The 12054-nt window shown below is 64.6% G+C and carries 13 protein-coding genes; all 13 read right to left on the reverse strand.

The annotated features are described in order from the left end of the window. Positions 1 to 3 precede the first annotated feature (3 nt). Entirely contained in the window at positions 4 to 510 is a 507-nt protein-coding gene (gene fliL / locus C3418_RS08415) for a flagellar basal body-associated protein FliL (protein ID WP_010673922.1), read from the reverse strand. Between the two features lie 57 nt (positions 511 to 567). Then, complete coding sequence (locus C3418_RS08420; protein WP_010673921.1) at positions 568 to 2487, reverse strand: flagellar hook-length control protein FliK; 1920 nt, start codon at positions 2485 to 2487, stop codon at positions 568 to 570. A gap of 87 nt (positions 2488 to 2574) precedes the next feature. Next, complete coding sequence (gene fliJ, locus C3418_RS08425; RefSeq protein ID WP_029314164.1) at positions 2575 to 3015, reverse strand: flagellar export protein FliJ; 441 nt, start codon at positions 3013 to 3015, stop codon at positions 2575 to 2577. 16 nt (positions 3016 to 3031) lie between these two features. Then, positions 3032 to 4363, reverse strand: coding sequence for a flagellar protein export ATPase FliI (gene fliI / locus C3418_RS08430; RefSeq protein WP_103858287.1), 1332 nt, complete (start codon positions 4361 to 4363; stop codon positions 3032 to 3034). Positions 4364 to 4437: 74 nt separating this feature from the next. After that, entirely contained in the window at positions 4438 to 5241 is an 804-nt protein-coding gene (gene fliH / locus C3418_RS08435; RefSeq protein ID WP_010673918.1) for a flagellar assembly protein FliH, read from the reverse strand. Between the two features lie 70 nt (positions 5242 to 5311). Further along, positions 5312 to 6373: a flagellar motor switch protein FliG gene (gene fliG, locus C3418_RS08440; protein WP_010673917.1), complete on the reverse strand. Its 1062-nt coding sequence runs from the start codon at positions 6371 to 6373 to the stop codon at positions 5312 to 5314. Then, complete coding sequence (fliF, locus tag C3418_RS08445; protein WP_010673916.1) at positions 6366 to 8066, reverse strand: flagellar basal-body MS-ring/collar protein FliF; 1701 nt, start codon at positions 8064 to 8066, stop codon at positions 6366 to 6368. Before fliF ends, fliG begins: the two co-directional genes overlap by 8 nt. A gap of 55 nt (positions 8067 to 8121) precedes the next feature. Continuing rightward, positions 8122 to 8439: a flagellar hook-basal body complex protein FliE gene (fliE, locus tag C3418_RS08450; protein ID WP_029314161.1), complete on the reverse strand. Its 318-nt coding sequence runs from the start codon at positions 8437 to 8439 to the stop codon at positions 8122 to 8124. Positions 8440 to 8568: 129 nt separating this feature from the next. After that, a complete protein-coding gene (locus tag C3418_RS08455) occupies positions 8569 to 8955 on the reverse strand; it encodes a hypothetical protein (RefSeq protein WP_010673914.1) in 387 nt (128 codons plus the stop codon). A 139-nt stretch (positions 8956 to 9094) separates the two neighbouring features. Next, positions 9095 to 9877, reverse strand: coding sequence for a hypothetical protein (locus C3418_RS08460; protein ID WP_010673913.1), 783 nt, complete (start codon positions 9875 to 9877; stop codon positions 9095 to 9097). A 103-nt stretch (positions 9878 to 9980) separates the two neighbouring features. Further along, positions 9981 to 10406, reverse strand: a complete 426-nt coding sequence (arsC, locus tag C3418_RS08465) for a glutaredoxin-dependent arsenate reductase (protein ID WP_010673912.1) — start codon at positions 10404 to 10406, stop codon at positions 9981 to 9983. A gap of 51 nt (positions 10407 to 10457) precedes the next feature. Further along, positions 10458 to 11522, reverse strand: a complete 1065-nt coding sequence (gene arsB, locus C3418_RS08470) for an ACR3 family arsenite efflux transporter (RefSeq protein ID WP_010673911.1) — start codon at positions 11520 to 11522, stop codon at positions 10458 to 10460. A gap of 84 nt (positions 11523 to 11606) precedes the next feature. Next, positions 11607 to 11975 carry a helix-turn-helix transcriptional regulator gene (locus C3418_RS08475; protein WP_010673910.1) on the reverse strand — a complete coding sequence of 123 codons (369 nt, stop codon included), beginning with the start codon at positions 11973 to 11975 and terminating at the stop codon, positions 11607 to 11609. Between the last annotated feature and the right edge of the window lie 79 nt (positions 11976 to 12054).

Genomic DNA, 12054 nt, shown 5'->3' on the forward strand with positions numbered 1-12054 from the left:
CTTTCATTGCATGACAAAGCCGGTAAACAGCACTTGTTCGATTACGGGAGAAGAGACCAGGTCGTTCAGCACCCGGCGGCACTCTTCCAGCGAATCCTGACGCAGCTTCTCCTTGCCCTCGAAGGTCATCAGCTGTTCGGCGGTCGCCGAGCTGAAGACCCGCAGCAAGGTGCCTTCGATCAGGGGAATGTTCTGTTTGGCCAGGGTTTCGTCGGCGGTGCCGCGCACCATCAGCTGGATCTTGATCTGCACCAGCCGATCCCGCTGGCCTCCCGCCACGTTGAACACGAAGGGACGGGGCATGCCCACATAGAGCGAGGGCTGGGGCGTGTTCGCCTCCGGCTTGGCCTCGCTTTTTTCGGCAGCGGGCTCATCCCCACCGGCGAGCATGAACCAGGCGCCGGCGCCACCCCCACCAAGGAGCACGACGGCCAGGGCGACTATCATGATCAGCTTCTTTTTCTTGCCTGCCGCCGGATCCTTCAGCGTCAGTTCGTTATCGTCTGCCATCCCTTGTCCACCCTAGTCTCAAACTTGTTCGGTATCATAAACTTACTTAAGAATGCATCAAGCATAGAAATCGATTCCGGCATCGTTTGCCGATTCCACCAGCAGCGTGAGGTTGCGAGCGCTCCCCTCGGCCTCTCTGCCATCGCTGCCGCCACCATTTCCCCCCTGTCGCCCCTGGTCACCGAAACCGGACTGACCCTGGGAGGATGACTGCCCCTGCTGCTGGAAGGCTTGCTGCTGCGCCTGTTGTTGCACCACGGTCTGGCCGAGCTGGATCCCCTGCCCTGCCAGCATGTCGCGCAGGCGCGGCATGGCCTGCTCCAGCATCTCACGGGTCTGGCCATGCTGCACCACGAAGTGCACGCTGGCCTGGCTGGAGGCATCCATCTGGATTTGGATCTTCATCTTGCCAAGCCCCAGGGGGTCTAGCTGGATCTCCGCCTGCTGCAGCTTGTCCGCCAGCATCAGGTTCACCTTGTGGTGCAGCTGCTCGGGGGCCTCAGGGGTCGCCAGCTTGAGGTGGGGCAGGCTCTGAGGCTCCCGTCTGACGGTCGCCTCGGCCAGCGGTCTGTTCTCGCCGACCTGGCTCTGTGCCTGATGCAAAGGCTGGCTCACCTCGGCGGGTTCACTGCCCTTGACCTCCATCCCCGACTGTTTACCCAGCTCATCGAGCCGGGACTTGTCCACCGCGGGCTTCACCGACACGGCAGCGCCGGCGGCCACCACGGGGGCACTCTCCATCTGGTCCAGGCCCGCCGAGAGGGCCGTCAGGGGGGCCTGTGCCCCCTGGGATTCATGACGAGCCAGGATCTGCGGCGCCACCTGGACTGGGGCCGGGTCTTCCGTCGTCACGGGCTGGCTGCTCCCTGCATTCACCGCAGGCTCGGCCCCTGCACGGGCTCCCTGCCCGCTCGCGGCCTCAGCCTGTCTGGCCTCACCGGCGACAGGGGCGTCCTTCTCTGCCCCTGCCGCCGTCGCGGGCGGGGCGGACTCCGGTGTGGCTGCAGGGGCCGGCCCCTGCGCCACCGTCCGGATCACGCCATCGCCATAGGCGCTGGTGGCACGGGAAGCGGTTGCCCCCTGTCCGGCCGACGCCAGGGGATTGGTCACCTGTGCCTCTTGCGATGAGTCAGCCCGGGTGACAGTGGAAGCCTGGGCGTTTTCTCCAGCCACCACTTTGGCGAGCAGGGCGGCACGCTCCTGACCCGAGAGAGGGGGCTCCCCCCCCTTGGCATCCGGCTCCGCTCCCTTGCCTGCCATGGGCTGGCGGGTCACCCCGCCCTGGTCTGCCACGGCAGTGTCATCGGCCAAGGGGGGCTCTTCGGCCCCCAGCGGCAGAGCCCCCTGACCGCTCGGCACGGCGCTGGCGCCTTGGGCCGCACCGGGAGCTGCCTTCGTTTTGTTCCCTTCATGCTGACGCTCTGGCGTCATCTGCGGCAGGGAGGCGCTCCCCTCTGCCGCCTCCACGCCCTCTGCCAACCCCACGTCCTCTGCCATTCCCACCCCCTCTGCCATCCCAGGCGCAGCGGCGCCAGGCGGCAAGGGGTTGCCGTCCACAGGCACCGCCGCCTCACCGGCCATGGCGGGCGATGTCGGGGGCACCACCAGGCTCACATCCTGGCGCAGGGAGGCTTGCAACTGTTGCAGGAAGTCGTCGGGAGGCAGCTCGCCCTCGTCGTCCGCTCCCTTCAAGGAAGACGCAGACTCGGTGGCGGGCTCGTCAGACGCCAAAGATTTGGCAGCCGGGGCAAGCCCCTCCCGGGCGCCCTCGGCGGGCCCCTGGAGTGGTGGATTGCCCTGACTGGCTGGCGCCTTGCCCATCAGCTGGGCCATGGCCATGGCTTGCGAGAAGGCGGCCTTGCCCTCGCCTGACGGCTGCACGCCCCCTTCGCCCCCGACGGTGGGAGCCAGCAGGGTGGCGCTGCCATCGGCAGAAGGCGCCTGGGGGAGAGTGCTAATCAAGGGGGTCTGTATCATGCTGGGATCCCTGACGACGATTCGGTGACGGCCGCACGTGCGGTCATGGCTTGGCCCATCGGCCTCGCATGACCGGAAGAAAGCAAATTACAGGCCAGATTGGTGATAACGACGCAGGATGGCGTAGTCATCCAGCATCTTCTGCTCCTGGCGCTGGGCCTTCTGGCGCACCTTGTCCGCCTTCTTCTCCAGCAGCAGCTCGACCGCCTTGCGCCGCTGCTGGGCTTCGAGCCACTGGGTGCGGCACTCGGCCAGCGCCTCGCGCACCTGCAACACCCCTTGGTACTGCTGGGTCGCCGCGTTTTCGAGCTTGTTGATGAAGGCGTGATACTGGCTGTTCTGCTGGGGGCTGATCCCCTGCAGACCGCGCTCCGTCCACTGCTGGTGGTAGATCTGGCGGTACTGGCTGAGGGCGTTTTGCTGATCCATGAACAGCTTGAGATCCTGCTGGGCCTTGGCAAGCGCCATGGCGGCCTGCTGTTCGGCCTCCTCCAGCCGACTCGCCAGCAACGTCAATCCTTTACTCATAAGGGCTCTCCACCGGTCAACGCATCAGGGGCATGGCCACCAGTTGCAGGGATTGCAGGCCTTCATCGTAGTGAATGACCTCGCGCATTTTCTGCTGCAAGAACTGATCCAGATAGGGTTTCTGGATGATGGCCCGGTCGATGCGCGGATCCGATCCCTGGCTGTAGGCGCCGATGGTGATGAGATCCCGGTTCTGCTGGTAGAGGGAGTAGAACTGCTTGAAGGTGCGCGCCAGCTCCATGTGCTCCGGTGAGGTCACCATGGGCATGACCCGGCTGATGGATTTTTCGATGTCGATGGCCGGATAGTGGCCCGCATCCGCCAGCTCCCGCGCCAGCACGATGTGGCCGTCAAGGATGGCCCGGGCCGCGTCGGCGATGGGATCCTGCAGATCGTCCCCCTCCGTCAGCACGGTGAAAAAGGCGGTGATGGAGCCTTGGCCGTCGCTGCCGTTGCCGGCCCGCTCCACCAGCGCCGGCAATTTGGCAAACACCGAGGGGGGATAGCCCTTGGTGGCCGGCGGCTCCCCCACCGCCAGTGCAATTTCCCGCTGTGCCTGGGCGTAGCGGGTGAGGGAGTCCATCAGCAGCAGCACGTTGAGCCCCTGCTCGCGGAAATACTCGGCGATGGCGAGCGCCGTCTCGCACCCCTTGAGGCGCATCAGCGGCGAGGCATCGGCAGGGGCGGCCACCACCACGGCGCGCTCGCGCCCCTCGGCGCCGAGGATCTCCTCGATGAACTCCTTCACCTCCCGGCCCCGCTCGCCGATGAGGCCCACCACGACGACATCCGCCACCGAGCCCCGGGTCATCATGCCAAGCAGCACGGATTTGCCGACACCGGAGCCGGCGAACAGACCCATGCGCTGACCCCGGCCCACGGTGAGCACGGCATTGATGGCCCGTACCCCCACGTCCATGGGTTGATGGATGGGGCGACGGGCCAGGGGATTGATGCGGTGCTGGGCGAACTGCACCGTCTGAGACGAGAGGATGGGGCCGAGCCCGTCAAGGGGTTGGCCGATGCCATCGATGACCCGGCCAAGCAGACTCATGCCCACCGGGATGCCGTGATCTTCGGTGACGGGCACCACCCGGGCGCCGGGAATGACCCCCTTGAGCTGCTCGCTCGGCATCAAGAACAGGCGATCCCCGGCAAACCCCACCACCTCGGCCTCCTGGGCCCCATCCTGGGTATCGATGCGGCACAGGGAGCCGATGGCGGCGCGGCAGCCGATGGCTTCCAGGGTCAACCCCACCACCCGGGTGAGCTTGCCCGCCACCGGCGGTATGGGGGCCTGCTCGCGAACCCGGTAGCCTTTAAGCCGATCAAGAAGGGGTGCCGTCATGTCGCCTCCGACGATGAGTGCCTGATGATGCCGTCAGCAGGACGCTGCACGACGGGTTCGAACCGGGCCATGGCTCAGCTCGCGTTGTCACGCAGGAAATTGCGCAGCAGCTGATCGATGCGCCCACAGAGGGTGAGATCGATGCTGGAAAGCTCGGTGGCCAGTTGCAGATCGCCGGGGGAGAAGGTGGGCTCGCTTTGCAGCCGCCAGTGGCGCCTGGCGCACTCCTCGGCGCCAAAGGCGGCCTCTACCCGGGTCACGTCCTCCGGGTGCAGCATCAGGGTGACCCCCTGCTCGGCGGCAGGGAGCAGGGCCAACCCCTGCTTGAGGGCCTCCAGCAGCAGCGTGGGGGAGGTTTGCGCCTCATGGCGGATGAGGGCGCGGGCGAGCTGCTGCACCAGGGCGATGAGCTGCTGCTCCACCGCCTCGTCCATCTCGCCAAGGGGAGTGGCCAGGCGTGAGACCAGGGCTTGCCAGCGGGCTATCTCCAGCTCCACCTGCTCCCGCCCCATGGCGAGTCCCTCTTCCCTGCCCTGCTCCAGCCCGGCCTGGTGGCCCTGCTGCAAGCCTTCGAGCTTGCCCTCTTCCAGCCCCTTGGCAAAACCGGCCTCGCGCCCATCGCGCATCCCCTCTTCCCAGGCGGCCTGACGAATCGCCTCCACCTCTTCGGCGGTGATGCTGGGGGCGGGTTCTTCGGGTTGTTCTTCCGGCAGGGCCGCATCGGCCTGCTCCTGACGATACCAGTCAGGAGCCAGCCCCAGGGCATTGGTCTCGACCTCTGCTTCGGTCTCCATCTCTGGCCAGCCCCAGGTCTCAATCTGCGCCGTGTCGGACTCGGGCCTCAGATAGCCGCGCAGTTTGCTGTTCTTGTCATTCATGTGCCGAAGAGACTCCTATCGAGGGCCGGGTACAGGGGCCGACATCATCGCACATTCCATGGCCCATGGCTTAGAGGAACTCTTCGCCACCACCCGCCCCCAGCATGATCTCGCCCGCATCCGCCAGGCGGCGCGCGGTGGAGAGGATCTCCTTCTGGGCGGCTTCCACCTCGGAGACCCGGATCGGCCCCATGGCCTCGAGGTCGTCCGCCAGCATCTCGGCGGCCCGCTTGGACATGTTCTTGAATACTTTTTCCCGCATCTGGTCGTCCGACCCCTTGAGGGCCCGTTGCAGCAGATCCCCGGGCACTTCCCGCAGCAGGGTCTGGATGCCCCGATCGTCCACGTCGATGAGGTTTTCGAACACGAACATCAGATCCTGGATCTGCTGGCTCATCTCCTCGTCCGACTCGCGGATGGAGTCCATCAGTTGCCCTTCGATGTTGGTGTCCAGGTAGTTCATGATGTTGGCCGCCGCCTTCAGGCCGCCCATCTTGGCCGCCTGGGCACCGGCCGCACCGGCGAACTGTTTCTCCATGATGTCGTTGAGCTCCTGCAGCGCCGCCGGTTGCACCTCTTCGAGGTTGGCAATGCGCATCACCAGATCCAGGCGCACCTGCTCCGGGAACTGGCTCAGGATCTCGGCGGACTGCTCCGGCTCCAGATAGGAGAGGACGATGGTCTGGATCTGCGGGTGCTCGTTCTGGATGATGCTGGCCACCTGGCGGGCATCCATCCACTTGAGGGAGTCGAGGCCGCGGGCGCCTGACCCCAGGATGATCTGATCCACCAGGTTGCTGGCCTTGTCCTCCCCGAGCGCCGCCACCAGGGCCTTGCGCACGAAGTCTTCACTGCCGATGCCGATGTTGGTGTACTTCTGGATGTCGTCGATAAATTGACGATGCACCGCCGCCACCCGATCGTGGCTGAAATCCGACATGGAGGCCATGGACATGCCGAGCCGCTGCACCTGCTTGGGCTCGAGGTGACGGAAGATCTGGGCCGCGTCCTCCTCGTTGAGGCTCAGCATCAGCACCGCCGCCATCTCCATGCCCCCCATCTGATCCAGGATCAAACGCTGGCTTTCGGTGATGTCGTTGCCGGTGACCTGGCTTTTATTCTCTTCAGGCATCTTTGGTTACCCATTCTTTGATGACCTGGGCGGCCAGGTCAGGTTCGTTCGCTACCAGGGCGCGCACGGCCTTGAGCAGATCCTCGTCACGGTGCAGGTCAGGCAGCTTGAGCTGACCATCCCGCAGACCGAATACCGGTTCGGCCTCGGCCTGGGCGGCCAGCAGGCTCAGTTCGTCGTCGCCACCCAGCACGGTGTGGTTGTCGAAGTCCAGCTCCCCTTCCGGCTTGGCGTCCGGGTAGAGCAGGCGCTTGAGCATGGGCCGCACCACGGTGACGATGAGCACTATGATGACCAGCACGGAGGCGGCGATGCGCACCGCGCGCCAGAACCAGGGCTGCTCGTAGAGGGGGATGTCGGCCACGGTCTCGAGTTCCGGGCGGTTGAACGGAATGGCGACCACCTCCAGGGTATCCCCCCGGGTCACGTCAAAGCCCAGACCGCCGCTCAGTAGACGGCGCAGGGTATCGAGTTCGGCCTGGCTGCGGGCTTCCCGGGTCACGGCACCGTCGGCGCCGGGGATGGCCTTGTAATCCACCGCCACCGACACCGTCATGCGGCGAATGCCGCCCTGCTGGCGCCGGATGTGGCTGACGGTGGTGTCCAGTTCGAAGTTGCGGGTCGCTTCCTTGCGGGAACGGCCGGAAGAGGCGGTTCCTTCTGCGCCGGCTGCCTGCTCGGGAATGTTGGACGCAGCGGGCGGCTGGTTGGAGAGGGCGCCGGGTACCCCGCCGTTGCTGCCGCTGGCGCTGTTCTCTTCCATGGTCATTTCGGAGCGCACCGCCGGCAAGTCCGGGTTGTAGGTCTTGCGGGTCTGTTCCTGCTGGGAGAAGTCGAGGGAGAGATCCACCTCTGCCGTATAGTTGTCGGCCCCCAGCACCGGGATCAGGATGGCGTCAATTTTTTGTTTGTATTCGAGCTCCTGCTTCTGCTGCATCGCAAACTCCTTGCGGGTCTGGGCAGAGAGGGGATCCTGGGAACCGGAGTTGAGCAGGCGCCCGTTCTGGTCGGTCACGGTGACGCGGGTCGGCTCCAGACCGTGAACGGCGGAGGCGACCATGTCGACGATGGAGTCCACCTCACCCTGGCCCAGGGCGTTGCCCTTGAGGCTCAGGACCACAGTCGCGCTGGGCTTGCGTTCGTTGCGGGCGAACACGTTGTCTTTCGGGATAGCCAGCAGCACCTGGGCCTTGGCGACGTTCTGGAACTGCTCGATGGCGCTCGCCAGCTGGCGCTCGCGGCTCAGTTTCAGGCGCTCGCTCTCCATGCGCTGGCTGACGCCGAAGCTGGAGTCCTTGAGCAGGATGGCTTCGCCGTCGTTGCTGGCGTCGCTGTTGTTGGCCAGACCGGCGCGGGTCAGGCGCAACCGGATGTCCGCATAGTTTTCAGCACTGACCAGCACGCTCTTGCCATCCACCTGATAGGGGATCTTCTGCTGATCCAGGTAATCCAGGGTGGAGACCAGCTCCTGGGTGGTGAAGGTGCCGAGGGGACGCATCTCCGGCTCCTTGCCCCACAAGAGGATGAAGACGGCGATGGCCAGACAGATGGTCAGCCCCAGGATCAGGGTGATCTGACGCAACACATCGGTGTTGGACAGGAAGCCCAGCGCCGAGCTCTTCTGCTCGTGCTCGTCGAGGGCGGCCGCCCCCTCGTTGTTGATCAGCAGATCGCCGTTTTGATCAGTTGCCACGGTTTATGTCCTTGTTGCTGACATGTTCATGATGCTCGGTCGCCATGGGCCCGAGTTACACCGGCATGTTCATGATGGTCTTGTAGGCATCGACCATCTTGTTGCGCACCTGCACCGTCGCCTCGAAGGCGATGGAGGATTTCTGGCCGGCGATCATCACCTGGGAGAGATCCACCGACTTGTCGCCGAGATCGAAGCGGGTACGCAGATCGTTGGCGGTGCCCTGCAACTCGTTGACGTTGTCCAGGGCCTGTTGCAGCATCTGGCCGAAATCCGAGCTGACCGGACGACCGGGCTGGGTCAACGGCGTGGCACCGGCTTCCACCTTGAGGGCCTGCATCTCTTGCATCAGGCTGCTTGCGCTAATTTCCATCTTCCCTTCCCAGACAAATCATTGACACTGACTGGCTTGAAGCAATAAAGGTGCCAACCAGAGTGGGATCTCGAGATCAGGGATAAAAGCGGGGCGCGATCAGGCCGGCGGGCACCGGCCATCCGGGGATCAGGTTGCCGATCCGGGGGGATCGCCCAGCAGCAGCCGCAGGTAACTCAGGTGCAGATCGTAGTGCTCGCCTGCAGGCAGCTTGGCCAGCACCTCGTCGCGCAGGTAGCGGGCCTTCTCCCCCGCCTGCTCGGGGGCCACCAGCCCCACGCTCACCAGCCTGGCGATGATGGCATGGGAAAGCGCCAGGCAGGCCTCGTCGGCCTCCCCCCAACCGAAGGATGCCCCCTGATCACCCTGTGTCAGGCAGGGTTCGAGCGGTGCCACCAGATCCCCCCAGACCCAGAACGCGGCCGGGATCCCCTCCTGCAGGCGCAGATAGATGCTCTGCTTGTCCCACTCCCGGCGGTGGGCAGCCATCCGCTCCTGTTCGGCCTCATGGGTCATCTTGCTCTCCTTGTCGCCGGACTCTGTACGGCGCCCATGAAAAAGAGGGCCCAAGGCCCTCTTTTTACTGCAAGTCCCGACAATTAAACAGAGTGCACCTCGATCTCCTCCAAGAAAAAACGAGTCAGATCGGCAGGGATCACTTGTTCAGGTCATCATCCAGCCAGTACTTGGAGCCCGAGATGTTGGCGTCCAGCAACAGCCCCTTCTCGCCAATCTGGTAGATGGCCATGCCCCCATTGTACTTAGCGGTGAGCTCGGCGCTCTCCTTGCCCGCCACGGCGCCCACCTCGGAGGTGGCTTCCCACCCCTTGCTGACGAAGGCATCGAACCTCGCCTTGTCCTCGAACAGGATCACCTGCTGGTAGAACTTGCCGCCGATCCCGGCCGCAAGACCGGCACCGAACATCTTCATGTAGGTGTGCTTGCCACTGGTGCGATTGACGGCCACCCCGGCCCCCTGATTGGTGTGGATCATCAGGGAGAACTTGCGCGAGTCGAACACCGCATAGCCATAAGCCTTGTCAAACAGCAACTTGGCCGAGGGCTGCTCGTTGAACAGCCGCACCAGGGCGGTATCGGCCATGGTATCGAGGGCGGTTCTCGCCTCCTCCGGGGTCTTGGGCTCGAGCATGGTGTCGAGCTTCTTGTCGGCGGCGGTCAGCCACTCCTTGCCGGTGGCCGCGCTCTCTGCCGTCCAGGCCCCCGCCTTGTTGTAGGCCTCGGCCCCCCAGCTGGACACCGACTCCCAGGTTTCCTTGGAAAAATCGGTGATCCCCTTCCACGCCTCCATGCTGGTATCGCTCACCGCGGTACCGAGTTCGGAGGCGGCCTCCTTCAGCTTTGCCCAGTCGGCCAGACCGGGGGTTGAGGCCAGCGCCAGCGCCAGTGCCGTGGCTATCACCAGGAATCGAATCTTCATTGTTTCCACCCTCTGTGATGAGTCGAAGGTCACAGTAGCAGATCTGGCGCCTGCCCGTTAAGGGCATCCCCCCGGCGCGGGTCAGACGCTGACGCGCAGGGGCTCAACGAAGCCGTTTGCCCTGACCGTCCACCACCTGCTCGCCATCCTCCTTGGCAAACGCCCCTTGCTGCGGGTCGGGCAGGATATCGAGCACCACCTCCGACGGGCGGCACAGCCGGGTGCCGAGGGGGGTGACCACGATGGGCCGGTTGATGAGGATGGGATGGGCCAGCATGGCGTCGATAAGCTCATCGTCGCTGAAACGCTCTTCCGCCAGCCCCAGCGCCTCGTAGGGGGGCACGTTCTTTCGCAGCAGATCGCGCACCGGCATGCCCATGGCGGCGATCAGGGCCACCAGCTCGTCGCGGGAGGGGGGCGTCTCCAGATAGTGGATGATGGTGGGCTCCACGCCGCTGTTGCGAATAAGCTCCAGGGTGTTGCGGGAGGTGCCGCACTCCGGGTTGTGATAGAGGGTGATTGCACTCATTTGCCTGTCTCTCATGACTCAAGTGAATAGAAATGGGTTAGCGGCCATCCGTTAGCGCCTTAGTCCCGCCTCGTACCAGGGTTTGCTGGCGTTGACCACGCGCACCACCAGCAGCATGACCGGCACCTCTATGAGCACCCCGACCACGGTGGCGAGCGCCGCGCCGGAATGAAAGCCGAACAGGCTGATGGCGGCGGCCACCGCCAGCTCGAAGAAGTTGGAGGCCCCGATCAGGGCGGAAGGGCAGGCCACCGAGTGCTTCTCCCCCACCTTGCGGTTGAGCCAGTAGGCGAGCCCTGAGTTGAACAGCACCTGGATCAGGATGGGCACCGCCAGGAGGGCGATGACCAGCGGCTGCTCGATGATGGCGTTGCCCTGGAAGGCGAACAGCAGCACCAGGGTGAGCAGCAGGGCCGCCACCGACCAGGGCTGGATGCGGGTCATGACGCCGTCAAAATGGGCCTGCCCCTTTCTCAGCAAGGCCTTGCGCAGCAGCTGGGCGAGGATGACGGGGATGACGATGTAGAGCACCACCGAGGTGAGCAGGGTATCCCAGGGCACGACTATGCTGGAGACCCCGAGCAGCAGCGCCACCAGCGGAGCAAAAGCAAACACCATGATGAGGTCGTTCACCGCCACCTGCGACAGGGTGAAGTAGGGATCGCCGTTGGTGAGGCGACTCCAGACAAACACCATGGCGGTGCAGGGGGCCGCTGCCAGCAGGATGAGACCCGCCACGTAGCTGTCCAGCTGATCCGCCGGCAGCCAGTCGGCAAACAGCACGCGGATGAAGAGCCAGCCGAGGAAGGCCATGGAGAAGGGCTTGACCAGCCAGTTGATGAAGAGGGTGACCCCAATCCCCTTGAGGTGCCCCCTCACCTGATGCAGGGCGCCAAAATCTATCTTGAGCAGCATGGGGATGATCATCACCCAGATAAGCAGCCCCACCGGCAGGTTGACCCTGGCCACCTCCATGGCGCCGATGGCCTTGAAGAGACTCGGCAACCCCTGCCCCAGACCAATGCCCACCAGGATGCAGAGGGCGACCCAGGCGGTCAGATAACGTTCAAAAAAGCCGATGGCAGGGGCTGCCTTGGCCTCACAGCTTGCAGACATGATGACTCCCGGTGCGATCCACGCTCGCACCCCAGGTTGAATAGATGAATGACACGGCACATGGGCATCGACAGCCCTGGCCCGTTACGACTCGCCGCAGCAGGGCGACGGCCCCTCGGCGCGGGAAGCGCTGCCGGGCCCGGCGGGCAGCAGGCCGCACGCCTCGGGATGACCGGCGCAGCACTCCTCGGTGAGGTAGGCGATCACTCCCAGCATCAGGGGGATGTTGGCGCGGTAGCGCAGAAAGCGCCCCTCCTGCTCCACCGACAGCAACCCGGCGTTGAGCATCCCCTTGAGGTGAAACGAGAGGGTATTGGGGGCGATGTCGAGCTCGCCGGCCAGCTCCCCCGCGACCCGCCCCTCCAGCCCGGCCTTGACCAGCAGCCGCCACACCTCGAGCCGGATCCCGGAAGCCAGCGATTCAAAGACCTTGGTGGCCGTCTCTTTGTTCATGGGTCTCCCCCCTTGGATGCTTTATTTCAACTATACAAGAATTATTGAAATGATCAAAGCGTCACCACCGAGCCCACAT

This window comes from Aeromonas sp. ASNIH8, assembly GCF_002919855.1.
Taxonomy (GTDB): domain Bacteria; phylum Pseudomonadota; class Gammaproteobacteria; order Enterobacterales; family Aeromonadaceae; genus Aeromonas; species Aeromonas caviae.